Genomic DNA, 24,735 nt, shown 5'->3' with positions numbered 1-24,735 from the left:
ACGAGCCAAGCTCCAAGGCTTGAGGGTGCGTCCAGAGTCTCTACCGGATGGGAGATGGTCGATTATGCCTGAGCTTAACCTTCCTTCTCCACCGCCTTCCACATACAAGGGTGTGTGGGAGCGCGCCATCCTCGTCACGACCATTGCCCGGTCATCTCCCACGCACCGCAACCGCCACGCCATTCACGACGATTCCCGATCGGTTGGGTTGCCCCATTGCGGCGGTGCGTAGGGCACAAACCCAATCTCCGTAAACCGCCAACCGTTGCCCTACGCACCCTACAGCTACTTTTATATGCGTGGAAAAGCGCTCAGGATTCGTAGATGTCGCGGCGGTGACCGATGCGATCGATTGTGATCACTCGAATGATGCGATCGACTTCATAAATAATCCGATAATCGCCGACTCGGAGTTTATAGAAACCCGCTAGGTTTGCGGAGAGGGGCAGGGGTTGAATTTGGGCAAAGTTATCAGCTAGCCATTGAATTTTGCTGACCACTCGTTTCTGAATTGTTTTGGGCAACTGTTCAAGGTCGATGACGGCTTGTGGGTCGTATTCAACCGAATAACTCATGGTTAGTCGAGTCCTAAGCGGGCCATGACTTGTTCGGCGCTGAGGGGTGTTGTTTGACTCGTTTGCCGCCGATCGCGCTGTTGCAAGAGTGCTTCGGCCAGGCCGGGCTTGAGCGGTAAATCGGCTTCGGAGTCCGTGAGCATTTCTGCGAGAACTTCTTGGATGGTTTCCCGCAGCAAGCTTTTAAATAAGTTTGTGAATTCTTCGATTGTTAAGTCTTTAATTTGCATGATTTTGCCTCCTCTATGGTGATTGTAGCGGTTACACCATGCACCGAGGATTGTGGCCACCCAATCGATCGGGGATTGTTGTTTTTTCGCGATCGGTTGCGGTGCATGGGAGGGATGGGGAAATGGTCGTTAATGGCCAAGCGTTCTCCCATGCACCCTACTGCTGGGATGGTTCCTCAGGGGCGATCGCGCCAGGGTTGGGCGGTGGTGAGGTGGTGGTGATAGAGCGGAACCCAGAGCCGGTAGCCGCTGGGATCAGGATGGATAAAATTTCGCTATCGAGGTCACAAGGTAAATAACAGTTGCAAGGACTAGCTTTTGCCCATCCGCTAGTGGCTCTACAGCGGTAACATAGGTCAAGACTGTAAGAAGGTTACCCATGAAAATTGAAGAATATATCGAAATAGCTGAAACAAATACAGAAATTGGTGGAGTGTCTCTAGTCAACACCGAAATACTAGAGCACAAGCAGACAAGCCAACCAGGAGGGTATAAAGAAGTTATTCGATGGTCATTTTCCGATGGAACAGTTATCCGCTTCGAGAATCAGACTGATACTGAGGTTGGATGGAAAGGCCATGATAGATGTTGGCGATTTGAGCTAACTGGAGAAAAAGTGTCTGAGGACTCTTCTAGTGAAGTTATTAGTAAACGTGGATGGGCAGGAACTTAAAGGCACGGCGAGCGAGTAGGGTGGGCAATGCCCACCACATATTTTGCCAAAACGGTATCCATCCTCAAAACAATAATCGCCGCTTCTTGCAGTGCGCTCCAATTACTTTAGCAATGGGCTATAAGCGGAGGTGGGCATTGCCCACCCTACAGGCTACTTTTATTAGAAGAATCGGGGTTTCATTTGGTTGTTTTTGATGCAAAAACGGAGAAAGTTGCAGAATGGAAGCCTTAGAAGTCAAGACAGCTCCTAACCTCGATCAATGGCGATCGCTCCTAGAAAAAATCCTTAGCGATTATGCCAAGTTGCCCTATCGCTATGGAGATGTGGCAACCTATTTGGTGGTTGACCAAGATCGCAATCATTTCCTGCTCATGCAAGAAGGCTGGGAAGAGAATCGACGAGTGCATGGCTGCCTAGTTCATGCCGAAATTCGGAACCAAAAAATCTGGATTCACTACGATGGCATTGAAGGCGGGATTGCTAATGAGCTAACAGATTTGGGAGTTCCGAAAGATCACATCGTCTTAGCGTTCCATGCTCCCACCGTTCGGCAATATACAGGCTACGCGATCGATTAACTCCAGCAAGAATTAGCGGTGGCCGCGTTGGGTTTCGTACTGCTCAACCTAACCTACTCGACTTAATCAGGTGGATGACGATTGATAGACTTGAGTAGTTTTCGTAAGTTCACAACACCTGATCGATTTAGCTTCAATGCTTCGACAGTTGCTCGCCCGATCGGTGTTAAGCCAATTGCCAAGCTACAGTCTTCATTCCAAGCAAAGTGCTCGTTCCACACCTGCTGCCGAGGATTGAATAAACCGGTCATCTGTCCAGTCAAAGGATCGATCGCAGAGATTTTATTATATTTATGATTGTTGTAACCCTGACAAGCCAAGGCTAGGTTCTCTAGAGCTGTTTCACCTCCTTGACTGACAGGAATAATGTGCTCAATGGAAAATGCCTGTAGTGCAAACTGAACTTGGCTACGACAGTACTCACAGCAGTTAGCAGCGCGTATTTCAACGGCTGTACGAATTGCAGATGAAATTCGACGACTCATTCAATAACTGTCGGTAATTGAAGTAGACCTAGATCAATCATGAGTTGATCTAAGGAAATTTTTCGGGGTTGCGCGAGTTGCAGCAATTTCCCTAAACGCTCGGCTTCTAGATTTTCGATGCGATCGCCTAGCGTAATTAACTCTGAATATTCTTCTGATGTCAGAGCATTTGCATCGCGCTGCATCAAGAGATAGTGATAATGTTCTTGCAGCTCTACAGGAATCGCCTGATTAATCGCCAATAGCAATCGAGATTCATCAGCGTTCAGGATGACTGGGCGTTGCTTTGTTGCATTGTGTCTAGGCGACCATGATAGGAACAGCGATCGAATTAATTCGCCGATTAAGATCAATCGATCGCGCACTGGCCAAGTGGCAGCCTGTGATCGTAAATCCTGAAGGTTCATAGTGCTTGGTCAATCTCCTGACTTGAAAAATTTGTCTTCCTGGAATCAATAATTACTTATGAAATCTGGATATCAGTTGTAGTGGGCTGAGTGCCGATCAATCTAACTTGCTCAACTCATTGATGGCAGCGATATCACCTCTTGTTGGATGCGATCGCGCCATTCTTCGCGAATATTTTTGAGGGTGACAACATCAACCGGGCAATTCAATAAGTCTGATAGATCCTGAATGCAGCCAATTCGATCGAGCAAACTGCGATCGGGTTCCATCTCCACCAAGAAATCGATATCACTTTCGGCAGTTGCTTCGCCTCGGGCCACGGAACCAAAAATGCGAATGTGGCTGATGCCATGTTCCGCCGCGATCGCCTGGATTTGCTCACGGTAATGAATCAGGCGCGATCGCAACAGCAGAGTTGCTGGGGTAACTGAGGGAGCGATCGCTGGCATGAATCGGGTGGGATGTCGGGGCAATGGGTCGATCGTAGCAAAGGTCGTGGGGGCGATCGTGGCGGGCCGTGGAATCATAGACAGTAGTGTTTAGCCCCTGCCCGATCGCATGAGTCTGCTGTCTCTGAAGAATGCCCACAAGGATTTTGGAATCAAAGAAATTCTGCGGGATGGAACCTTTAGCATCGAGCCAACGGACAAAATTGGCTTGATTGGCACCAATGGTTCGGGCAAGTCCACGCTGCTGAAGATGCTGGCGGGGCTGGAGCCGATCGACCGGGGCGATCGGCTGGTGAACCCCAACTATCGGCTGGTCTATTTGCCTCAAGATCCGCCCCTCGATCCCGATCGCACGGTGCTGGAGCAGGTATTTGCCGACAGTGGCGAGCAAATGGCGCTGGTGCGGGAATACGAGGACTTATCCCACCGGCTGGGCCACACCACGGGGCCGGAGTTGGATTTGGTGATGGCGCAGTTGGCCAGCCTGGGCGACAAGATGGCGGCGGCGGGCGCTTGGGAATTAGAAACCCAGGCGAAAATTGTGCTGTCTAAGTTGGGAATCGAGGATTTTGAAGCGAAGGTGGGGACGCTTTCTGGGGGCTATCGCAAGCGAATTGCGCTGGCGGCGGCGCTGTTGGCCCAGCCGGATTTGTTGTTAATGGATGAGCCAACGAACCATCTGGATGCGGATTCGGTGAACTGGTTGCAAGATTATTTGCGCCAACAGTTTCGTGGGGCGTTGTTGTTGGTGACACACGATCGCTATTTTCTCGATCGGGTGACGAATCGGATCTTGGAACTCGATCGCGGCGATCTGTTCAGCTATGCCGGGAATTATGGCTATTACCTGGAGAAAAAGGCAGAAGTGGAAACGGCAGAAAACAGCCGCCAGCGCAAATTTCAAGGGGTATTGCGGCGGGAATTGGAGTGGCTGAAGAAGGGGCCAAAGGCTCGCAGCACCAAGCAAAAAGCCCGGATCGATCGCATCCAAGATATGCGCGAAACGGAATTTAAAGCCAGTTCGGGCAAGGTGGAAATTGCTACGGCGGGTCGGCGGATCGGCAAGAAGGTGATCGAGCTGGAGAATTTGACCTATGAAGTGGGCGATCGGGTCTTGATTCGTGATTTCACCTATCAATTTTTGCCGGACGATCGGGTGGGAATTATCGGCGGTAATGGGGTGGGTAAATCAACGCTGATGAACCTGATTATGGGTAAGTTGGAACCCACGGCAGGCGAGGTTGATCGGGGCAGCACGATCCAAATTGGCTATTTTGATCAGCACTCGGATGATTTGTCTGATAAGGGCGATATGCGAGTGCTGAATTACCTGAAGGAAACGGCGGAACTGGTGAAAACCGCCGACGGGCAAATCATCACCGCCTCGCAAATGTTGGAGCGGTTTCTGTTTCCGCCCGATCAACAATATGCGCCGATCAGCAAACTTTCGGGCGGCGAACGGCGGCGATTATTCCTGTTGAAGGTGTTGCTGGAAGCGCCGAATGTGCTGATTTTGGACGAACCGACCAACGATGTGGATGTGCAGACCTTGGCGGTGTTGGAAGAATATTTGGAGGAGTTTAATGGCTGCGTGATTGTGGTGTCGCATGATCGCTATTTTCTTGATCGCACCGTTGAGAAAATCTTCGCCTTTGAGCAAGCCGGCCAGATTCGCCAATATCCCGGTAACTATTCGGTGTATTTGGATTTGCGATCGCCCGATGTGTCTAGCGATGCCCCCGAGAAAAACGGGCGATCGGCTGAGAAGAAGGCTAGTGCTGCAAACACGCCAGAGCTGGATCAAAGTAGTGCGCCTAAGGGGCGATCGCGCAAATTGTCCTACAAAGAAAAGCGCGAACTGGAACATCTGGAAACCCATTTACCCCAGTGGGAAGAGGAAAAAGCGACTATTGAAAAGCGCCTCTATGAAAATCCTCCCAGTGGCTACAGCGAGGTCGAGAAGTTATCGCAAAAGCTGGCGGATCTCAGTCACCAAATTGATCAAGGAACGGAACGCTGGCTTGAATTGTCTGAGCTAGCGGAATCCTAGGATTCAGAATTCGATCACAACTGCCCAAGACAAGATGCTCAAGCCCCTTGCCCCCGACGATTCGGCTAATAGCTCTATCGAGATCTTCTATAGTAGTGATTGAAGGTTTGTCGCCGTTTTCCCTCGCTGTTTTCTGTGTCACTCACCATGGTTTTTGCACCGTCGCTATCGGCTACTCGCCCCGATTGGGAAGCGATCGCCCGGGAATTTGTGAACGCCTTGGGCGATCGGGCTGTGATTCGCCGCAAAGATGAACTGCTGACCTACGAATGCGACGGGTTAACCAGCTATCGCCATCGGCCGGCACTGGTGGTGTTGCCGCGTACCACGGAGCAGGTGGCGGCAGCGGTCAAGCTCTGCAATCGGTTTCGCGTGCCCTTTGTGGCGCGGGGGGCGGGCACGGGCCTCTCCGGCGGCGCACTCCCGATCGAGGATTCGGTGCTGATTGTCACGGCGCTGATGAAACAAATCCTGAAGGTGGATTTGGACAATCAACGGGTGGTGGTGCAACCGGGGGTGATTAACAATTGGGTGACGCAGGCGGTGAGCGGTGTGGGGTTTTATTATGCGCCCGATCCATCGAGTCAAATTATTTGCTCGATCGGGGGGAATGTGGCAGAAAATTCCGGCGGGGTTCATTGCCTCAAATATGGCGTAACCACCAACCATGTTTTGGGTTTGAAATTGGTGTTACCCGATGGGGAAATTGTGGAGGTTGGCAGCGCTGTGCCGGAAATGCCCGGTTACGATTTGACAGGAATTTTTGTGGGTTCTGAAGGCACATTGGGCATTGCCACGGAAGTCACCTTGCGAATTCTGAAAACTGCTGATGAAATTGCTGTTTTGCTAGCGGATTTCACCAGCATGGATGCGGCGGCTAAGAGTGTGGCTGACATCATTGCCGCCAAGATTATTCCTGGTGGCATGGAAATCATGGATAACCTCAGCATCAATGCGGTGGAGGACGTGGCCAAAACCAATTGCTATCCCCGAGATGCGGAGGCGATTCTATTGGTTGAATTGGATGGCTTGGCAGTCGAAGTGGAAGCCAATGCCGATCGGGTGGCGCAAATTTGTCGAGAGAATGGGGCGCGGAATATTGCGATCGCCACGGATCCCCAAGAACGCTTAAAACTTTGGAAAGGTCGTAAGTCTGCCTTTGCTGCTGCTGGCCATGTCAGCCCCGATTACTATGTGCAGGATGGCGTAGTACCGCGCGGCAAATTGGTTTGGATTTTGCAAGAAATTGCCAAGCTGAGTGAGGAATATGGCTATAAAGTCGCCAACGTGTTCCATGCAGGCGATGGCAATTTGCACCCGTTGGTTTTGTACGATAAGTCCGTGCCGGGCCAACTGGAGGCCGTGGAGGAAATGGGCGGCGAAATCCTCAAGCGCTGTGTGCAAGCGGGCGGCACAATCTCCGGCGAGCATGGCATTGGTGCTGAGAAGCGCTGTTATATGCCCGATATGTTTTCGGCGGCGGATCTGGAGACCATGCAATGGTTGCGATCGGCCTTTGATCCCTTGCGCTTAGCCAATCCCGACAAGGTATTTCCCACACCAAAAACCTGTGGGGAAGCGGCGAATGCTCAGGCTCCAGCGCAGCGATTGGTTGAGGGAGTCGATCGCTTCTAAATACCCATCTCTAAAGACCCATCCGGCCGGGAATCAATGAGCAGGGCAGAGATGGGGCGATCGAGCAATCTTGAATCAAGAACTCGATCGCCCGTTATCCCACCGCTTGCTCATCACTCATTGGCGCGATCGGGACTCATGACCTGGGGTTTCACCTGCAATGACAGGTTTTGACCGTTGCGATTGATGGCAAAGGTGAGAGGACGGGTTATGCCCGTGGCTTCCACCATTTGCTGCACTTCGCTGGGATCTTCCACCACCTTGCCATCAATCTGAAACACCGTGTCTCCGGGGCGCAAACCCGCTTCCGCAGCGGGCGATCGGGGCATCACTTGCACAATCAGCACCCCCGCATCCAGCTCGATTTTGGCGTTGCTGTTCGGGTCTTCGTTGATCTGCTGCTTCAGTTCGGGCGTGAGCTTCACCATCCGCACCCCCACGAAGGCGTGATCTGCCCGGCCCTTGGCCACCAGTTGCTCGGCAATTTGGCGGGCCCGATTGATCGGAATCGCAAAGCCAATCCCCTGGGCCCCTCGGATGATAGCCGTGTTCATGCCAATCACGGCTCCTCGCTCATCGATCAGCGGGCCGCCGGAGTTACCGGGGTTAATGGCTGCGTCGGTTTGGATGAAGTTCACCCGCTTGTCCGGTACGCCGACCTGATTGCTCGATCGCCCGGTGGCGCTAATAATTCCGGTGGTGACTGTGTTGTCCAGCCCCAGGGGGTTCCCGATCGCGATCGCCCATTGTCCCGGTTGCAACTGGTCAGAGTTGCCCAAGTTGACCGTCGGTAAATCCTTCGCGTTGATTTGCACCACCGCCACATCCGTCAGGGAATCCGCCCCAACCACCTTGCCATCAAACTTGCGCCCATCCTTCAGGGTCACGGTCACTGAAGTGGCTCCCTCCACCACGTGGGCATTGGTGAAAATTTTGCCGTCATTGGTCACCAGAAAGCCCGAACCGGAGCCACGGGTTTCTCGTTCCTGGGGGGCGGGCCCTTCTTCTCCAAAGAAGCGACGGAAAAAGGGATTGCTAAATTCACCGGGAATTTCGTTCCGAACGGTGCGGGCGGAGTCAATGCGCACCACGGCTGGCCCCACGCGATTGACCACGGTGGTGACGAAGTTGCCAGGGTTGTTGGCATTGGCGGCAGATCCCAACGGCAGCGACACCGGCACGGAACTGGTGTTGGGTAGGGAGGCCAGCTCGCCCCCATTGGCTAAAATTCCCCAGGCATTGGGTGACACCATCCGCACCCCTGCCAAAGCTGCCCCCGCCCCAAACAGGATCAGGGAAACGTAGAGCAGGGCCTTCGATCCGCCGCCGGAACGATTGGGGGGATTTTGAAATTGCACCCGATCGGGGCGATCGTTGGGAGATGTCATGGCAGCTTTCGGCAGTCGAAACGTCATCGGGCTGTGTCCTTATCCATTCTGGCCTGTTTGACCCCAATCTAGTCAGCTTGTTTGACGGGGTTATGGTACAGACATGACGCGGTGATGACGCTTGCGCGGCAAACGGTTCATGCTGGGCCAGCGGAGAGCCACGTTTAGGCCATGATAACGAGGGGATTGCTGGATCTTGATTGCTGGATCTTGCTGTCCAGATCTCCTACTTTGGGTTCTTATCCGCTGACGCTATGGCTCCTTTGGTATCTCCCCCGCAACCTGAACCATCCGCCCATTCCCGATCGCCCCGCTTGAGTCCACCCCAGGCTCCCGCTTCCCCCAAGCTGCCTGCTAGTGGGCCCGATTGGTGGCTGTTGGCCCGCCAGCGCTCCGTGGTGCAGCGGGCCCTGCGTACCTCGCTGTTGGTGGGCACGATCTTGGTGGGCATTAATCACGGTGATGCTCTGCTGCGGCGCGACTGTCCGCCCGATCGCCTCGCCAAAATTGGGCTAACTTACATGGTTCCCTATTTGGTGGCCACCTTTGCTTCCGTTTCCACCCTGCGGGAATTGGGGCGATCGCCCATGGCCGATCGCGAGGAAAACGGTAACTAGGATCCCGCCTGATCCCGCAGCCGTCGCAATTCCGCCTGGAGCCGTTCCACTTCTTGGCGCATGGCATCCAGATTGGCCCCACCATTGGCCGGATCTGCGCTCACTTCCGCGTCCAAAATTTCAATGCGGCGCGGCTCTTGGCCTGCGGATGGTTCGCGGCTGGGGGCGCTGTCTTGGGATTGTTGAATCAGGGCTTCCACGGCGCGGCGAGCTTCTTCGGTGGACATCTCGCCTCTTGCCACCATCTCATCGGCCAGTTGTTGCAGTTTGCTGGGCAAGTCGGTGAAGGTTTCACTGGCCTTTTCACCGGCATAGCTGGCAAGGCCAACACCCAAATACAGGGCTTTTTGCACCAAGTTACCGAAGTCAGGCATGTTGCTTGCTCCTGAGAAAACGGGTCGATCGAACGGATGGGCAAAATCGAGCGGCGGCCGGAGCCAAAGCCCAAGGGCCCAGCACCGGGGCAAACCCGCCAAGGATTCGCATCCAGCCTAGCGCGGGAGTTCCCCGATCGCGCCGTTCTTTCCAGCGAATTTCGGGTAAATTCAGGGCCAATCAACGGCTATGGTGTTGTCGAGATTGGGCAAGCGGCAACGGTTGGCTGGCTTGCTGTCTGGCTTGTTGTCTGGATCATTACTGGATCATCGATAGATCACGATCAATCACCTATAGGATCATCTTCATCCATAAATCATCCATCGATACTGGTATCGATACGGGTAGAGAGATACTTGTAGAGCGTTGTTGAACACGATCGATTCCTGGTCAAAATTGCCAGGGATGGCCAAAACGCTTGTTCGCCCGGCGGTTTTGCGGCTGAATGGGTGATCGTCTGCCCTGTTTGCTCTGGTCACTGGCTCCGCTTGCTGGCCCGGTCTGCTTGAGCAGTTTGCTGGCGAAATGGCTTGTTTTTGCTGCTTGTTTTCGCTGTTTTCTTCTGTTGCTCTTTCTTGTTGTTTTTTGAGGAAATTCCTGTGGTTGCCGTTGCGATCCTTGCGGCCGGTAAAGGCACGCGCATGAAATCTGATTTACCCAAGGTGTTACATGAATTGGGGAGCAAAAGCGCGATCGCCCGAGTCTTGGATAGCCTGTCTCAATTATCGGTCGATCGATGCCTGACCATTGTTGGCCATCGAGCAGACTTAGTGCGATCGCACTTGGCCGCCTGGCCGCAAATGGAATTTGTGGAACAACGAGAGCAACGAGGAACCGGCCACGCCGTTCAACAATTACTCGCTCCTTTAGCGGACTATGAAGGTGATTTGCTGGTGCTGAATGGGGATGTGCCGCTCTTGCGCCCAGAAACCCTAGCCAACCTTCTGAAAGTTCATCAAACTCACCAAAATGCTGCCACCATCCTGACAGCGCAACTGGCGAATCCCCAGGGCTACGGTCGCGTTTTTTGTGATCAAAATTTGATTGTCCAAGAAATTATCGAAGACCGAGATTGCAGCCCCGAGCAACGCCAAAATTGCCGAATTAATGCTGGAATTTATTGTTTTCGTTGGTCGGCATTGGCGGCTTTTTTGCCCCAGCTCAAAAATGACAATAGTCAAGGGGAATATTATTTAACCGACGCGATCGGGGCCTTGGATCCGGTCATGGCTTTGGATGTGGCCGATCCGGAGGAAATTTGGGGATTTAACGATCGGGTGCAACTGGCGGCGGCGGCCCAGGTGTTGCAACGACGCACCAAGGAGCAATGGATGCGATCGGGTGTGACCCTGATTGATCCCAGCAGCATCACGATCGACGATACGGTCACCATCGGCCCCGACGCAATCATTGAACCCCAAACCCATCTGCGCGGCCACAGCTCGATCGGAGCCGGAGCCAGAATCGGCCCCGGCTCACTGATTGAAAACGCCACGATCGGGGCCGGCTGCCAAGTGCTCTATTCCGTGGTCACCGACAGCGAAATTGGCCCTAATAACCAAGTGGGGCCCTTTGCCCATGTGCGCGGCCATGCCAGCACGGGCCCCGATTGTCGCCTGGGGAACTTTGTGGAACTGAAAAATGCGCAATTGGGCAGCAACACCAAAGCCTCCCATCTGTCCTATTTGGGTGATGCCACCTTGGGCGATCGGGTCAACATCGGCGCAGGAACGATCACGGCGAACTACGACGGCGTGAACAAACACCGCACCGCGATCGGCGATCGCAGCAAAACCGGTGCCAACACAGTGCTGGTGGCTCCCGTCACCATTGGTCAAGACGTGACGATCGCCGCCGGTTCCACGGTCACCGAAGATGTGAGCGACGATGCCTTGGTGATTGCCCGATCGCGCCAAGTCGTCAAACCCGGTTGGCGCTTGCCCAGTGCCGACTAGGCTCGTACTCCAAATAACTGCTGATGAACCTCTTCCCATCGGGCGCTATTGGACTGTTGCAGTTCCTAGCGCCCGATATTTTTTCAGAGTGATTTTCAGAGTGATTTAAGGAAAATTTTAGAAAAATCTGCCAAATTACCGACTCAGAATGGCTTTTTCTCTAAAAAATACCTGGAGCATCGCCATTTCGAGAGCAGCTTGGCGCAAGCCCCGTCGCTGACGGACTTGAAGAAGCTCAGTGACACAATGCACGCCTGATGACGATCTCGATCGCAGCGAGTAAAGATTTGTATCACAGAATACGGTCTATTGCGATCGCCTTGATCTTCCGCAATGATCACGCTTTCTTACTGGGGTGAATCACCTGGCCAGCGCACCCAAAGCGTCATATTAGAAACGTAGATTCGACTGCGAATGTCGATGCAGGGGTGAATTATGCAACCGCCCGTTCGACTATTGCCCTTTGCATTGTCCGAGTTATTTGCCCAAGTGACGGCGACCGGTCGCCTCACCCTCGCCGATCGCTACGGCTTGCTCGCAGCGCTCCTGGACGACTCGATCACGGAAGAGGAACGAGCCTCTATTGATCGTCTTTTGCGATCGATTCGTCGTGGGCGGGTGGAGATAGTGAACGATTTGTCCACGCTGGTGTAGTGGGGTCAGTGGATCCCAGGATTCAATCCTGAAGGCTGCCTTGATCTCCTCAAACTCAGTCACAGCAATCGTTTCGGGTCGGCGGTCAACCCCTTTGGCCGCCATCCACCCAAGGGCAACAACTCCAACAATCGGGCTGAAGCATCACAATTCCCTCGCGATCGCGCCAGTCAAATCCACACCGCTTTTGCATCTCAGTGCGGTTTCTAGGCAACCCCTGAGATGCCTAAAGCCCTTAAAGCACACTCAGCACAGCTAAAGCGCCGTCCGACAGAGCCGGCGCTTTTTTCGTGTTTTTTCCGGTTTTTCCTGGCTCAGAACCAGATCTCGATCGGCCAGCGGTCAATTGTGGTGGACAGGCGGCGATCGTTGCAGCCCCAAAAGGGCGGGGCTGGAACCCCTGTTTTCTGATAAAATTTTCGGCAGCTTTTAATAAAATTCGTGTTGGAGAGGATACCCACAATGGAAGCCGCCTTGCTGTTGGCCAAGTTGCCCGAAGCTTACTCCGCCTTCTCGCCGTTGGTTGACGTTCTGCCGATTATCCCTTTGCTGTTCCTGGCGCTGGCCTTTGTGTGGCAAGCTGCTGTTGGTTTCCGCTAAAGCACGACACCTTTCGGCTAGGCCTAGGCTGAAAACCAGCCTGTTGAACCCCGTCCTCATCCAAAATTGTCCAAAAGCGTCCAATTCTGTCCCAGCCTCGCTGAGTTTCTCTAAGTTGCTCTGAGCTTAATGACCTGAGATTTCCTGTCTAGGTTTTGGCTCAACGACTGGACATTTGAGCGCGCGATCGGGAGCGATCGCCCACTGATTCAGCTCAGTTCAACGCAGCTTTCCTGAATTAGATCAACTCAGATTTTCATTATCTTCTGACCAAAAAGGCGTACGATCGTGCGCTTTTTTTGTGTCTGCCAAGATCCAAGTTAATTGCTCTGGAATTGCTCTGGAATCACTTTGGAATTGCGCTGGCAGGCTGAAGCTCTCACCACGAAAGTATCAAGCGGTGGTTTCTGATCCCTAGAGTCCGGTAGCCACAGGATTAAGCTAGGGCAAATTTCCAGGAAATCTTGCTAGGGAAAATAACTAGGAGAAACTTGCCCCCAAATCTTATCCTTCTCGGCTCTTATCCTTCTCGGCGCAGGTTGCGATATTGATAAAACACAAACGCATCAAATAAAACGCAAACAAAGCTACAGGCCAACCCAATGACCAACGTGCCTTGAATGGGGGAGCCATTACCAAAAACAGTTAAAAATAAAATGATGTGCTGCAATGTTGTGGCCGCAATCATATTCAAAACTGGCACGTAAACCCAAACCCCGATCGCCAGCAGCAAGATGCCCAAACCCGCCACGGGAATCAGAAAGCCCAAGCTGGCGGCCAAAATTAAGGACTGCAATAGATCAATCAGCATTGTGTTTACGGAACTCAGGCGATCGCGCACCATTTGGCTATCAATGACCAATCCGGGACAACGCCCCGATCGCCCCCCGATCGCCCCCAAAACCTGTGCAATTTGTTGATACATTTCCACCCATCCTTGCATCGCCCCAATCCTCCCCGCTAAAACTTTCCCTGAGGCGATCGCTCCATAGTCTCAGCATTCACCCTGAAGCCGCATCACTGGTCTTGGCACACTTTCCAATCCAACACCAACTCCACTCAGCGATTGAAATCGGGGTTATTTGGCTGTTTGTTCCCTGATGATTGAGCTATGGCCGTGGGGCCGATCGCGTTTGTTGATTTTGTTGATGTTGATCCAGTTGATGTTGATCCATCGGAGCGCTGGCTAAGGGTCTCCTGGGGTTGGAGCAGAATTTTCAGTCCGGTTTAAAAATGCACCCGATCGGGCAGTGAGTGATGAGGATGATTGCCTCGCTAGCTATGCCCCGTTGCTCTGCCCATCAATATACTTCCAGAATACGAATTGATTTTAGGGCTTTCCGTTGAAACACCGGTTTTGTCAAAAATCTTCAATATCAGACCTAATTAGACTCAAAAGGATGACGAATTATCAAATAACGATGTGAAAATACGATAAAAAATCATTACGCTTTTCCTGCTTTTGCATCATAGTTGACAATTGCCTTGTTTCCGTTTGCCTTGATTTGTTTCTAATCATGTTTCTAATCGTGTTTTGAGTCACGACTGTTGAGTCGCAACCATTGATCAGTGACGATTAATGAATGACTTTGTATGAATCATGCAGGGATTTTCTGTAGATTCTTTATGGATTTTTAAATTTTTATGAACAACTAATTTGGCAAACATCAGAAATCGCCCAGACCTGCAACGAGGTCATGGGCGATCCGAGGAACTAGAACGAGTTAATGGACGCGAGCAAGAACTCCAGCACCAAGTAACAACTGTTTAGAAACTGGTTGAATCAAAGAATGCAAACCAGCTCAAAACGGACATGAGATTGGCGCAAGATTAGCTTGCCCTTAAGACAGCCACTCTAACTTGGCTTCTTCCTTGCTGTTGGTGTTGCGGGCGGGCGTTTGGCGCTCGAACTTCATGTGAATCGATCGCGTCTGTTCGCCATCGGCCGCCACTGCCATGATCGGATAATCGATCATGCCGTCTTGGAAGGACATCTGGAAGCGGAATGTCCCATCGGGATTCAGTTTGATCGGTTGTCCGCCGATCGTCACCGTGGCATCGGGTTCCGTGGCTCCGTAAACAATCAGTTCCGCATCGGCCACCAGCCAGAATTGACGCGGGCGGATGGGCGGCATCGAAGCCCCAAACCCAATCCCGGACATCATCATGCCCACACCGGACATGCCCATCCCCGAGGCTGACAGCGCCCCCGGCAGACCCGGCGCACCCACTGCACCAGCCCACATGCCCACGCCCGAGGGGAAGACATAGGAGCTGATGGCTTGCTCGCCCAGGTGCTGGATCGAGCCTGCGGGAACGGAACCGGGCACATGCTGCATGGAACCAAAGAGGGAACCGGCCACACGCATGGCTTCGACTCCGGCGGCCATTCCAAACACCTGTTGGTAAATGGCGTTTTCGGCGGCTTGGGCGGCTTTTTGGGCGGGAGGAATCAGGGTGGCCACGGTGGTGCCGCGCAGATCCTGTTCCCAATCAACGGTTACAAATACGTCTTCGATCCAGTCGGAGGGATACACGGGCGGAATCCGAACCGGGGCTGATCGTGCCAGCACGAGCCACCGGCCGTCACCGCAGCGGTAACCAATTTCGATCGCGTAGTCCCGATCGCTGATCGGAATGGGCAAGTACCATTCCCGAGCCAATTCATCGCAGGGGAACTCTTGAACCGTGTGGGCCCGTTGGACACTCAAGTCCAAATCGGTCACGTCATAAACCCGTAACGCAAGCTGAAGACCCCCTTGGGCCCGCAACTCAGCTTTGTGCTCGTTGGGAATGTCCCAATAGGTGTAGGCCCATTGGGGATCGCGAGGCAACAGAAGAATCCGACTTTCGCCATAGCCACCGGGCAGGTCGGGCAATCCTTCATCAACACCGGAGAGAGTTTCCGGATCCAAAATCAGCTCTTCGGAGAGGTCGGCGAGGTTGTTCGGTTGTCCGAGGTCGAATTTTGCAGCTTCCACAGCTTCTTGGGCCTCAATGGTACGAACGGGAATAACTTGGGCGATGGCTGGCGGGGCGGTGGGTGGCGTAGGGCTAGATGCCGGCAGACCAGCCGATTTGGTCTGAATGGAGGCCAAAAGCTGATCTTTCCGCATTCGGCTATAGCGCGAGATACCTAACTCGCTGGCAACACGACGCAGTTGGCGCAGTGTCATTTCCTCTAGGGGTGGACGTTCTTTGGGCGCGCTCATCAACTCGAAAGCTCCTCAGCGTATAGGGCAGGCCATCAAAGGGCGATCGCACGTCAATAGCAGCAATGATGCCTTGGGCACGGTTTGGGATGGGCGATCCCAATCTCAGCTCTTGATGGCCGTTATCCTACTGAACTCGATCCCCACCCGTCGAGGGCGATCAAGCTTAATATCAAGATTTCATGACATATTGATCCGGATGTGCAAAACCCGCTTCAGAAAATGTCAGGTTTTCCTGACTTATCCGAATTGAGAAGGGGACCTACGCGATCGGGTCAGCGGCTGGCTGCCCCACCGGCAACCGCAGCCGAAACGTGGTTCCCTGCCCCAGGGTCGATTCACAGTTGATTTGGCCCCCGTGGCGATCGACCACGATTTGATAGGCGATCGCTAGCCCTAGGCCGGTTCCCTTGCCCACCGGCTTGGTGGTGAAGAAGGGATCAAACAACCGATGGCGAATGGTTTCGGAAATGCCGATGCCATTGTCTTGGATGACCAATTCCGCTTGGGGGCCCTGGTCGGTTTTCAGGGCTACCGTTTGCAGGGTGATGGTGGGTGTCCACCGGGCAGTTTCTCCTGAGCTTTGTTGAGCCATCTGCTGCTGCCAGGCCTGATCGAGGGCCTCGATCGCGTTGCTGAGGAGATTGATGAATACCTGGTTGAGCTGCCCGGGATAGCACCAAACGGGCTGTAGGTCGCCATATTGCTTAACGATGCGAATTTCTGGGCGATCGCTATACCGCTTTAGGCGATGGGACAACATTAGCAACGTGCTGTCGAGGCCATCGTGCAAACTCACGGGTTTGAGATCTACCTGATCTAAACGTGAGAAATTACGCAAGCCCTGCACGATTTCCTGAATCCGTCGAGTGCCTTCCTCCATGGATTGGATCAGGTTCGGCAAGTCATCCAGCACAAAGGTTAATTCCTCGGTGTCGATGGTGGCATTGGCTGCCGGGTCGATCGCCCCTGATCCCGCCCCAGATTGCGTGAGTCCCAACAGGGTTAAACAATCCGTGAGTTCCTCAATGTATTGCCGCAATACCCCCAAGTTGCCATGGATAAATGCAACGGGATTATTGATTTCGTGGGCAATGCCCGCCACCATTTGCCCCAAGCTGGACATCTTTTCAGTTTGAATCAGTTGGGCTTGGGCACTTTTGAGATCCTCAAGGGCCTGGGCTAAATCGGCCGTTCTTGTGGTCACCCGACTTTCTAGGGTTTGATTGGCGGATTCCAGAGCAATCAGGGAATTGCGGAGGTGGTCGGCCATGCGGTTAAAGGCCTGGGCCAGCTCATCCAATTCGCGAATATCAAAGGTTTCCGCTCGGTGGTTAAGCTGACCGGCCGCCAACTGGCCAGCCGCTCCGGCCAGAGACTGCACGGGCCGCCCCAAACGACGCGCCATCACCAGGCCCAGAAACACAGCCAGGACGATCACCAAACCGCAGAGCAGGGTTGTGACGCGGCGATTTGCCTCAATTTGCCCCATGAAGGCCGATCGAGGCACAGTGGCCACAATCACCCAATCGAGGCCATCGGAATCCCGCCAAGGGGAAGTCCAGAGGAGATAGGTTTGGTGATCGACCTGGAAGGTTTCTGATAGGGGACTAACCACGGCCCCCAAACCGCCTTTTTGATTCAAATGATCGAAAGCGGCGACCAATCGCAGATCATTGCTGGTGCGGGCAGTGATCCGCTCCAGGGTTGATCCCTGTTCGGACGTTTTGAGCACAAACAGGGGTTGCTCGTTGCTGCTGGCCACCAAGTTTCCGTTCCGCTCCAGAATGGTGATGGTTAATTCTGGGTGAACGTTCAACTCCTTGAGCATGGCGCTGATGCGGGCCAACAACAGGTCAACCCCGATCGCCCCGATCGGTTGGCCACGGCGATCGCGAAAGGGAACGGCGTAGTTAATTGACACAAACTCTGGGGTGCTATCCCAAGCGTAAATGGCACTCCAGCCAGGACGGTTGCGCCGAATGGCCGCCTGATACCAGGGTTCTTTGCGGTGGTCATAGGAATACACCCCCAGCCGTTGCTGGCGACGACCCAGCCGATCGGCCCGATATTCCTCATAGCGCCAACCCAAGGCGGCCGATCGCTCCCCCACAATCAGCCCATCCCGCCCCACACCGGAGCCTGCAAACTCCCCCGTGGCTAAGCCGAAGTTGATGTAGCTGGCATCGAAGGCCTGGCGTAATTGCCAGCTATATTGCCCCACCTGTTGCAAATTCTGGGGAGAGACCAACTCCGAGTTGAGGGCCATCAGAAACAGCCGGGTGGCCCGCTTGGGTTGCTCAAAGTATTGGGCTAGGCCACCGCGAATCCGTTCCCGGAGTTGCAGGTGAAGGCGATCGGACAGCTCTTGGACTGATTGCTCTCCTGCCCACAGGGACAGGGCCCCGGCCACCACCACCGCCGCACAGGAAAGGCTCACAAACGGAAACGTTAACACCCAAGCCAGCGATCGCCGCTTGGCCCGGGCAGAAATATCGGGAGGGCGAAAATAAGGCTCCATGGAATTGGGGGTTGTGGGGACTTTCGCAATCATTGGCTCAAAGTTGGGTCTAGACGGCGATGCTTCCCCGGCGACAGCGGTTAAATCAAGGGGCAATTTTGCAATTGCTTGAAACGCCTAACGCCAAGCGATCAACAAGCAATCAACAAGCGATCAGCAAGTGATCAACAAGCGATCAGAGGCGTGGCGCTAGACCCCGCTGCCCCGTGGGCCATGCGGGGAGTTGAACTCACGCGCCCATCGATGGAGGTCAGACGGGTGGGTGAATTCTCTTCGTTATGATTGCCAGAATTACCGATCTATTCAGCGATCGCCCTCCCCTTCGGTCGTGATTCCTTGGTTTTGCGGGGGCGATCGGCTCAAGGTCTTTGGGTGACTGCTTTCTAGCCCCCGCGTGACTGATCTAGATCCCCAAGGCGATCCAGATCACAGTGAGCGAATCGCGGTGGGCAAATCACGGTAGGCAAATTACGGGGGGCGATCGGGTCAACGGTCACGAACCGATCGCCAACCCGAGGCCATCAACAGGCAGCGCCATCAACAGGCAGACACCAAAACCTAGCCCGGCCAACGTTGGGGCGGTAAAACTGCATCGCGAAATTTCACCGCGAAATTTGATCGCAAAATTTGATCGCGAAATTTCATGATTTGGCAGCAAAATCGGCCGAATACCTGGCTCCTTGGCTGCCGATTGTACTCAGCCGCCCATCCACACCGCTACAACCAGCGAGCTTGGTTCACGCGCCACTGTGCCAAAAGCTGCTGCTCTCGTTCCGGCGAAAGACCCGCCTTTAAATCCGCTTGGCGCGATCGATCCCAAGACCACAGATCGCGCACCGTGCCCGCCAGGGGGCGACATTTCAGACCAGCGGCCGCCGCCCGGCGAGTATCCATGCTGGTGAATCCGCGCATGGGAGCTTCCTTGCTGGGGATCCAAAGGGGCAGCTCTGTCCAGGGCGCAACCCCCGCCTCTAGTAAAAAGTCCTCATGCACCCAATCGATTAGCGCATCGCTGCGGGTGACTCGGGCGCATTCATCCAACACTTTGTCTAGGGTGAGGGATTTTTCGGCAGTGCCAACGTTGTAAACCCCCGATCGCTGGGTTTCGCAGGTTTTGATTAGCCAAGCAGCCAAATCACGGGCATCGATCAGTTGTACCCACTGTTCCGGTGGCGATGGGGCTAACACGTCACCCCCTTGGGCCAGGCGACGCACCCAGTAAGTGAAGCGATCGGTGGGATCATAGGGCCCCACGATCAAGCTGGGGCGAGCAATCAACAATCGATCGCCAAAGGTCTCGGCCAACAGTTGCTCGCAACCCGCTTTCAGGGATCCGTAATCATCGCCGGTTTCGATCGAGGCTTGGTCATCCAAGAGAGGCGATCTCAGGGGATCGTTTTCCGTGATCCCCGGCAACCCAAAATCTTCGTAAACGGAAATGCTGGATAGGTAGACGTAGTGACCCACCGCATTCTGGAGCCGGGCGGCCGTGTAGCGAGCGGCTCGGGGGACGATCGCGCTGGTGTCGATCGCGCTGTCCCAGGTGCGATCGCTCAGGGCGGCCAGGTCATCCGTGAGTCGATCGCCCACCAGCCGCTCCACTGCGGGGAAGGGTTCCGGGTTGCGCCGCCCCCGAGTCAGGATGGTGACCTCATGGCCGCGAGCCACGGCCGCATCCACCAGATGCCGCCCCAGAAAGGTTGTTCCGCCCAAGATCAAAATTCGCATAGCCGTTGATTGTACTAGACCAACGGCCTGCGTCGCCTGTGGAGGGTCATCAACAGCTCTCGGGTCGATCGAGCCGGTTGCTCCCGGGCGATCGCTGGGCCGTAGCCCTCAACGGTGTTTTAGATCTCAACAGCCTTTTAGGCCGCCATTTCCTGGGGTTCCGGCTCGGCCTGCGGCTCAATGGCTAAGGTTTGGGGGGGTGGGTTGATGCCGTAGCAGTCTTGGCGAATCGTCCCCGTCAGTTGGCGCACATCGTCGCTGTCTTCCCCCAAGGTGAGCAGCAGATGAGAAGTCAGTTCCAGAGCCGCTTCAAACTCCGGTTGCACCACCTCTTTGGCTCCCAAATTGGTCAGCCGCTCAATTTCCGCGCCATCGCGGGCCCGGGCGATCGCATCCAAATCCGGGGCAATCTTCAGGGCATGTTGCAACACCAAGCGGGTACTGGCGGGATCGGGTAACGCAATCGCCAGGGCCTTGGCACGATCGATCCTGGCTTTTTCTAACACCAACTCCGAATCCGCATCCCCAAATAGGTAAGGAATTTTCGCTTCCCGCAGTTTGTTAATGACTGCTTCGCTATTGTCAATCACCAAAACTGGATAGCCTTGATCGCGCAAAACTTTGACGATGGTTTGACCAATTCGCCCATAGCCCGCCACCACCACTTGCCCAGCCAGTTCGTCCGGCATGGAGGTTAATTTTGGCTCCCCCAGACCCGAAAAATACTTGTTAACCCAAGACCAACGCCCCGCCACTTCCACGATCCAAGGCGCGGTGGCCAAAGACAGCGGAGTGAGCATTAGGGCGATCGCGGTGGTTCCTAGTAGCAGCAAATACAGCTTTTTATCAATTAAGCCCATGGCCAAACCTTGGGCCGCCAAAATGAAGGAAAATTCTCCAATTTGGTTAATGCCAAATCCGGCAAAAACTGCCGTTTTAAAGGAATAGCCAAATCGCAAAACCACTGGAGTGACGATCGCCGCTTTGCCGATCATTACTAACACCACCAGTCCCAAAATGGGAAAAATTTCTTCGATCAAAAGGTGGGGATCAATTAACATCCCGATCGAGGCAAAAAAGAGGCTAGCGAAGGTGTCCCGCAACGGCAAAATTTTCGAGAGGGCTTGATCGGCCTGGTCGAGTTCGGCAATCGTCACACCCGCCACAAAGGCTCCCATTTCGATCGACAGCCCCAGTTCCGCCGTCACGAAAGCTACGCCCAAACACCAGGCGATCGTGGTCAGCAAGAAAATTTCATTACTTTCCGTGGCCGCCACTGCGCTCATTAAGCGCGGCACAACCCACTTACCCGCCAGGATGGCCGCCCCCAAAAAAGCCGAGGCCTTCAGCAAGGCGATCGCCAACGCCTGCCCCAAGTCTTCCGGTTGGGTCAAGGCGGGCAGCACCGCCAACATGAGTCCCAAGGCGATGTCCTGGGCAATCAGAATCGCCAGCATCACTTGACCATGGGGGGTGTTGGTTTCGCCCCGATCGCTCAAGGTTTTTAGCACCACCGCCGTTGACGACAGGGCCAACACCACCCCCAAAAACACCCCCTCTGGCAAATCCTTCGCCCAGCCGGTGAGCGTGGTGGCCGCCGCCACGATCGCGGTGGTTAAGCCCAGTTGCAGCAGGCTGCCCTCGATCGCAATTTTGCGAACGCGCCCCAATTCTGAGAGAGAAAATTCCATCCCCAACGCAAACAGCAGAAACGCCACCCCAATTTCCGCGAGGGCTTCAGTTTGGGCTGCATCGCTGAGTAATTGCAAGCCGAAGGGACCAATAATGAGACCCGTCACCAAATAGCCCAAAATAACCGGCTGTCGGAGCTTATTGGCGATATATCCGCCAATAGCGGAGGTTCCAAGGACGGTTGCAAAGTCAAGAACAATGCCGTGTTCAATAGCCATCCTGAGCGCGATCCCGGGCTAATTGCGTAAGGTACTGCTCTTACATTAACGGAATTTACGAAAAATGTAAGATTCCTTAACGAAACGGTGAAGTGCTTCAGTGATCGCCCATTCAGCACAGAGAGCGATCAGGAATTTCCTCCCGATCGCCCTCATTTGGGTCGCTAGTTTGGGATGGGTTTGGGGGCAAAGGTTAACTAATGTTTTAACCAATGTTCACCCGATCGCCCCTACGTTCTTGCGGTCAGTACAGCTACAGCAAACACAGCTACAGCAAATACAACAGCGCAAACAACACAATCCACACCACATCCACAAAGTGCCAGTAGAGTTCGGCTGCTTCGATCCCAAACTTACTTTGGTTGCTGTAATGACCTTCACGGCGCGATCGCCACAACACCGCCAAAATCAAAAACAGCCCAAAGCAAACGTGCAGTCCATGGAAACCCGTTAGCACATAAAAAGTGCTCGCAAACAGATTGGTGGTCAGGCTAAATTCCAAGTGGAAATATTCATAGAGCTGCCCTACCAAAAAGATGGCCCCCATGGCGGCTGTGATCCCAAACCATAGGCGCATTCCCTTCACATCATTGGCCCGAATGGCATCATCACCCTTGTGGATCACGAAGCTACTGGAAATCAGAATTAGGGTGTTAATGCCTGGCAATAATAGTTCCAGCTTTGGCGTGCCTTCCGGGGGCCAACTGGGCGCAACCGATCGAAAGGTTAAATAGGCCGCAAACAGGCCCAAAAAGATCATCGCCTCCGCCACCAAAAACAGAGCAATGCCAAACAGCCGCAAATCGGGATGATGTTCCTCGCTGCCATGGCTAGTGCTTTCGAGGGCGATCGACTGTTGAGAATCAACTGCGGAACCTTGCATAGAAACCCAAAAGAAAGAAGGACAATGGAACGGCTATCTTGAAATCCAGATGAAAATCCAAATTCCTAGCGTGTTGAGCCACTCAAAATATCAGAAGCCTTCAGTTGCGAAATTGGCTTGCGGCTCTCACCCCGTTTTGTCACCCCGTAATCATAGGGGCCCGTTTTCAAAACCGGTTGACCCACAAAATTGTGCTCAGGCGGCGGCGAAGAAACCGTCCACTCCAATGTCAAAGCATTCCAAGGATTAGCCGAAGCCTTTTCGCCAGCCACCCAGGAATAAACCGCATTCACCAGGAACGGAATGGTAGATACAGCCAAAATATAGGAACCGATGCTGCAAATTGCATTCACCGTTGAAAATTGCGGATCATATTCCGCCACCCGTCGGGGCATTCCCATCAAGCCCAAGTAATGCATGGGCAAAAAGCAAAGATTGAAACCCACCAGGGTCAAAACAAAATGTACTTTTCCCCAGGGTTCATTTAACATTCGCCCGGTCATTTTGGGGAACCAGTGGTAAAGGGCCGCGTAGAGACCAAACACACTGCCGCCAAACAACACGTAGTGCAGGTGGGCAACGATGAAATAGGTGTCGTGAACGTGGATGTCAAAGGGCACGGAGGCAATCATCACACCGCTGAGACCACCCACCACAAACATCGACACAAACCCGATCGCAAACAGCATGGCGGAATTCAGCCGCAATTTGCCACCCCAAATGGTGGCCACCCAACCAAACACTTTGATTCCGGTGGGCACGGCGATGATCATGGTGGCAATCATGAAAAACATCCGCAACCATGCCGGTGTGCCACTGGTGAACATGTGGTGTGCCCAAACAATCAAGCCCAACAAACTGATGGCAATGCTGGAGTAGGCGATCGCCTTGTAACCAAAAATCGGTTTGCGAGCATGGACGGGCAAAATTTCGGAAATGGCTCCAAACAGCGGCAGGATCATGATGTAAACCGCTGGGTGGGAATAGAACCAAAACATGTGCTGATAGACGATCGGGTCGCCGCCCCCAGTGGGGTTAAAAAAGGCCGTTCCCGCCATCAAATCAAAGGACAACAGCACCAATGCGCCAGCCAGCACCGGGGTGGACATCAAAATCAAAATGGAAGCGGCCAACATGGCCCAACAAAACAGCGGCATGTCATTTAACGTCATGCCGGGGATGCGCATTTTGAGGATGGTGGCTGCAAAGTTGATCCCACCCAAAATGGAGGAGGTTCCCAACAGCAAAATGCTGAGGATCCAAATTAGTTCACCCCATTGGCCACTGACCAGGCTGAGGGGAGGATAGGAAGTCCAGCCGGCGGCGGCGGCTCCGGTGGGCACAAAAAAGCTAGCAATCAGCAGCAGCCCGGCTGGCGGAATCATCCAAAAGGCGATCGCGTTGAGCCGAGGAAAGGCCATATCCTTGGCCCCAATCATCAGGGGAATGAGATAGTTGCCAAAGCCTGCTCCGGCCGGCACAATCCACAAAAAAATCATCACCGTTGCATGGATGGTGAAGAGTTGGTTGTAGAGTTCGCGGCTCACGAAATCCACTTCCGGAGTGGCCAACTCCACGCGCACGGCGGTGGCCAAGGCTCCACCAATTAGGAAGAAGAAAAAGCTGGTGACAAGGTATTGAATGCCGATGACTTTGTGATCGACGCTGAAGCTAAAAAACCGTTGCCAGGGTTCGGGATCGGGTTCGATCGCGCCGGGCGTTCTGAGTTCTGCTGGAGCCATAGCAACGACAAGAGACAACAAGAAACAACAAAAACCGAAAAGTTGGATGTCAATTCAGCCCAGC

The 24,735-nt window shown here is 53.8% G+C and carries 22 protein-coding genes and 1 pseudogene; 8 read left to right on the top strand and 15 right to left on the bottom strand.

Annotated features, from left to right (window positions below):
- Positions 1–311 precede the first annotated feature (311 nt).
- Positions 312–575: a type II toxin-antitoxin system RelE/ParE family toxin gene (locus tag H6G52_RS09260; protein ID WP_099532021.1), complete on the bottom strand. Its 264-nt coding sequence runs from the start codon at positions 573–575 to the stop codon at positions 312–314.
- A 2-nt stretch (positions 576–577) separates the two neighbouring features.
- Positions 578–805, bottom strand: coding sequence for a hypothetical protein (locus tag H6G52_RS09255; RefSeq protein ID WP_099532020.1), 228 nt, complete (start codon positions 803–805; stop codon positions 578–580).
- Positions 806–1,184: 379 nt separating this feature from the next.
- On the opposite strand from H6G52_RS09255, the gene H6G52_RS09250 reads away from it, so the two are divergent.
- Both H6G52_RS09250 and H6G52_RS09245 read left to right on the top strand, forming a co-directional pair.
- Positions 1,185–1,478: a hypothetical protein gene (locus H6G52_RS09250; protein ID WP_190527884.1), complete on the top strand. Its 294-nt coding sequence runs from the start codon at positions 1,185–1,187 to the stop codon at positions 1,476–1,478.
- 221 nt (positions 1,479–1,699) lie between these two features.
- Entirely contained in the window at positions 1,700–2,059 is a 360-nt protein-coding gene (locus H6G52_RS09245; RefSeq protein WP_190527883.1) for a XisI protein, read from the top strand.
- A 62-nt stretch (positions 2,060–2,121) separates the two neighbouring features.
- On the opposite strand, the gene H6G52_RS09240 is transcribed toward H6G52_RS09245, so the two are convergent.
- The 3 genes from H6G52_RS09240 to H6G52_RS09230 form a co-directional block, all read right to left on the bottom strand.
- A complete protein-coding gene (locus H6G52_RS09240; protein WP_190527881.1) occupies positions 2,122–2,544 on the bottom strand; it encodes an HNH endonuclease in 423 nt (140 codons plus the stop codon).
- Positions 2,541–2,951, bottom strand: coding sequence for a hypothetical protein (locus H6G52_RS09235; RefSeq protein WP_190527878.1), 411 nt, complete (start codon positions 2,949–2,951; stop codon positions 2,541–2,543). The genes H6G52_RS09240 and H6G52_RS09235 overlap by 4 nt, the downstream gene beginning before the upstream one ends.
- Positions 2,952–3,062: 111 nt before the next feature.
- Positions 3,063–3,365, bottom strand: a complete 303-nt coding sequence (locus H6G52_RS09230; RefSeq protein ID WP_370567689.1) for a nucleotidyltransferase family protein — start codon at positions 3,363–3,365, stop codon at positions 3,063–3,065.
- A gap of 145 nt (positions 3,366–3,510) precedes the next feature.
- On the opposite strand from H6G52_RS09230, the gene H6G52_RS09225 reads away from it, so the two are divergent.
- Both H6G52_RS09225 and glcD read left to right on the top strand, forming a co-directional pair.
- Positions 3,511–5,451, top strand: coding sequence for an ABC-F family ATP-binding cassette domain-containing protein (locus tag H6G52_RS09225; protein WP_190527876.1), 1,941 nt, complete (start codon positions 3,511–3,513; stop codon positions 5,449–5,451).
- Between the two features lie 147 nt (positions 5,452–5,598).
- Entirely contained in the window at positions 5,599–7,086 is a 1,488-nt protein-coding gene (glcD, locus tag H6G52_RS09220; RefSeq protein WP_190527874.1) for a glycolate oxidase subunit GlcD, read from the top strand.
- 113 nt (positions 7,087–7,199) lie between these two features.
- On the opposite strand, the gene H6G52_RS09215 is transcribed toward glcD, so the two are convergent.
- Positions 7,200–8,501 carry an HhoA/HhoB/HtrA family serine endopeptidase gene (locus tag H6G52_RS09215; protein WP_199291397.1) on the bottom strand — a complete coding sequence of 434 codons (1,302 nt, stop codon included), beginning with the start codon at positions 8,499–8,501 and terminating at the stop codon, positions 7,200–7,202.
- A 227-nt stretch (positions 8,502–8,728) separates the two neighbouring features.
- Between H6G52_RS09215 and nrtS the strand changes: the two genes are divergently transcribed.
- On the top strand, positions 8,729–9,091 hold the full coding sequence (gene nrtS, locus H6G52_RS09210) for a nitrate/nitrite transporter NrtS (RefSeq protein ID WP_143472977.1): 363 nt from the start codon (positions 8,729–8,731) through the stop codon (positions 9,089–9,091).
- Here nrtS and H6G52_RS09205 read toward each other — a convergent pair.
- Positions 9,088–9,465 carry a phasin family protein gene (locus H6G52_RS09205; RefSeq protein WP_099532858.1) on the bottom strand — a complete coding sequence of 126 codons (378 nt, stop codon included), beginning with the start codon at positions 9,463–9,465 and terminating at the stop codon, positions 9,088–9,090. The genes nrtS and H6G52_RS09205 overlap by 4 nt on opposite strands.
- Positions 9,466–10,065: 600 nt before the next feature.
- Between H6G52_RS09205 and glmU the strand changes: the two genes are divergently transcribed.
- The 3 genes from glmU (at position 10,066) to H6G52_RS09190 (ending at position 12,675) form a co-directional block, all read left to right on the top strand.
- On the top strand, positions 10,066–11,421 hold the full coding sequence (gene glmU, locus H6G52_RS09200; protein WP_190527873.1) for a bifunctional UDP-N-acetylglucosamine diphosphorylase/glucosamine-1-phosphate N-acetyltransferase GlmU: 1,356 nt from the start codon (positions 10,066–10,068) through the stop codon (positions 11,419–11,421).
- Positions 11,422–11,856: 435 nt separating this feature from the next.
- Positions 11,857–12,075: a hypothetical protein gene (locus H6G52_RS09195; protein ID WP_099532855.1), complete on the top strand. Its 219-nt coding sequence runs from the start codon at positions 11,857–11,859 to the stop codon at positions 12,073–12,075.
- A gap of 462 nt (positions 12,076–12,537) precedes the next feature.
- Positions 12,538–12,675: a photosystem II reaction center protein K gene (locus H6G52_RS09190; RefSeq protein WP_099532854.1), complete on the top strand. Its 138-nt coding sequence runs from the start codon at positions 12,538–12,540 to the stop codon at positions 12,673–12,675.
- Positions 12,676–13,195: 520 nt separating this feature from the next.
- On the opposite strand, the gene H6G52_RS09185 is transcribed toward H6G52_RS09190, so the two are convergent.
- From H6G52_RS09185 to ctaD, 8 genes and pseudogenes are all read right to left on the bottom strand, one after another.
- A complete protein-coding gene (locus H6G52_RS09185) occupies positions 13,196–13,618 on the bottom strand; it encodes a hypothetical protein (protein ID WP_099532853.1) in 423 nt (140 codons plus the stop codon).
- A gap of 898 nt (positions 13,619–14,516) precedes the next feature.
- Positions 14,517–15,887: a DUF4912 domain-containing protein gene (locus H6G52_RS09180; protein ID WP_099532852.1), complete on the bottom strand. Its 1,371-nt coding sequence runs from the start codon at positions 15,885–15,887 to the stop codon at positions 14,517–14,519.
- Positions 15,888–16,149: 262 nt separating this feature from the next.
- The gene (locus H6G52_RS19090) at positions 16,150–16,995 is read right to left on the bottom strand and encodes a sensor histidine kinase (RefSeq protein WP_370567688.1); all 846 of its coding nucleotides are present in this window, start codon (positions 16,993–16,995) and stop codon (positions 16,150–16,152) included.
- A 159-nt stretch (positions 16,996–17,154) separates the two neighbouring features.
- Positions 17,155–18,156 (bottom strand): annotated as a pseudogene (locus tag H6G52_RS19085) (cache domain-containing protein); the annotation flags it as partial.
- A gap of 969 nt (positions 18,157–19,125) precedes the next feature.
- Positions 19,126–20,136, bottom strand: a complete 1,011-nt coding sequence (locus H6G52_RS09170) for an NAD-dependent epimerase/dehydratase family protein (protein WP_190527870.1) — start codon at positions 20,134–20,136, stop codon at positions 19,126–19,128.
- 137 nt (positions 20,137–20,273) lie between these two features.
- Positions 20,274–22,046: a cation:proton antiporter gene (locus H6G52_RS09165; RefSeq protein ID WP_190527868.1), complete on the bottom strand. Its 1,773-nt coding sequence runs from the start codon at positions 22,044–22,046 to the stop codon at positions 20,274–20,276.
- Positions 22,047–22,314: 268 nt separating this feature from the next.
- Positions 22,315–22,929, bottom strand: a complete 615-nt coding sequence (locus tag H6G52_RS09160) for a heme-copper oxidase subunit III (protein ID WP_099532848.1) — start codon at positions 22,927–22,929, stop codon at positions 22,315–22,317.
- Positions 22,930–22,994: 65 nt separating this feature from the next.
- Positions 22,995–24,671 carry a cytochrome c oxidase subunit I gene (gene ctaD, locus H6G52_RS09155; protein WP_190527866.1) on the bottom strand — a complete coding sequence of 559 codons (1,677 nt, stop codon included), beginning with the start codon at positions 24,669–24,671 and terminating at the stop codon, positions 22,995–22,997.
- Positions 24,672–24,735 lie beyond the last annotated feature (64 nt).

Origin of the sequence: Limnothrix sp. FACHB-881, from assembly GCF_014698135.1 — a bacterium.
Lineage (GTDB): Bacteria > Cyanobacteriota > Cyanobacteriia > CACIAM-69d > CACIAM-69d > CACIAM-69d.
This window is presented reverse-complemented; position numbering and strand designations above follow the sequence as displayed.

Coding starts and splice junctions, on each gene's coding strand:
- H6G52_RS09260 (WP_099532021.1), bottom strand. CDS start 575: ATGAGTTATTCGGTTGAATACGACCCACAAGCCGTCATCGACCTTGAA.
- H6G52_RS09255 (WP_099532020.1), bottom strand. CDS start 805: ATGCAAATTAAAGACTTAACAATCGAAGAATTCACAAACTTATTTAAA.
- H6G52_RS09250 (WP_190527884.1), top strand. CDS start 1,185: ATGAAAATTGAAGAATATATCGAAATAGCTGAAACAAATACAGAAATT.
- H6G52_RS09245 (WP_190527883.1), top strand. CDS start 1,700: ATGGAAGCCTTAGAAGTCAAGACAGCTCCTAACCTCGATCAATGGCGA.
- H6G52_RS09240 (WP_190527881.1), bottom strand. CDS start 2,544: ATGAGTCGTCGAATTTCATCTGCAATTCGTACAGCCGTTGAAATACGC.
- H6G52_RS09235 (WP_190527878.1), bottom strand. CDS start 2,951: ATGAACCTTCAGGATTTACGATCACAGGCTGCCACTTGGCCAGTGCGC.
- H6G52_RS09225 (WP_190527876.1), top strand. CDS start 3,511: ATGAGTCTGCTGTCTCTGAAGAATGCCCACAAGGATTTTGGAATCAAA.
- glcD (WP_190527874.1), top strand. CDS start 5,599: ATGGTTTTTGCACCGTCGCTATCGGCTACTCGCCCCGATTGGGAAGCG.
- H6G52_RS09215 (WP_199291397.1), bottom strand. CDS start 8,501: ATGACGTTTCGACTGCCGAAAGCTGCCATGACATCTCCCAACGATCGC.
- nrtS (WP_143472977.1), top strand. CDS start 8,729: ATGGCTCCTTTGGTATCTCCCCCGCAACCTGAACCATCCGCCCATTCC.
- H6G52_RS09205 (WP_099532858.1), bottom strand. CDS start 9,465: ATGCCTGACTTCGGTAACTTGGTGCAAAAAGCCCTGTATTTGGGTGTT.
- H6G52_RS09195 (WP_099532855.1), top strand. CDS start 11,857: ATGCAACCGCCCGTTCGACTATTGCCCTTTGCATTGTCCGAGTTATTT.
- H6G52_RS09190 (WP_099532854.1), top strand. CDS start 12,538: ATGGAAGCCGCCTTGCTGTTGGCCAAGTTGCCCGAAGCTTACTCCGCC.
- H6G52_RS09185 (WP_099532853.1), bottom strand. CDS start 13,618: ATGCAAGGATGGGTGGAAATGTATCAACAAATTGCACAGGTTTTGGGG.
- H6G52_RS09180 (WP_099532852.1), bottom strand. CDS start 15,887: ATGAGCGCGCCCAAAGAACGTCCACCCCTAGAGGAAATGACACTGCGC.
- H6G52_RS19090 (WP_370567688.1), bottom strand. CDS start 16,995: ATGGTGGCGGGCATTGCCCACGAAATCAATAATCCCGTTGCATTTATC.
- H6G52_RS09170 (WP_190527870.1), bottom strand. CDS start 20,136: ATGCGAATTTTGATCTTGGGCGGAACAACCTTTCTGGGGCGGCATCTG.
- H6G52_RS09165 (WP_190527868.1), bottom strand. CDS start 22,046: ATGGCTATTGAACACGGCATTGTTCTTGACTTTGCAACCGTCCTTGGA.
- H6G52_RS09160 (WP_099532848.1), bottom strand. CDS start 22,929: ATGCAAGGTTCCGCAGTTGATTCTCAACAGTCGATCGCCCTCGAAAGC.
- ctaD (WP_190527866.1), bottom strand. CDS start 24,671: ATGGCTCCAGCAGAACTCAGAACGCCCGGCGCGATCGAACCCGATCCC.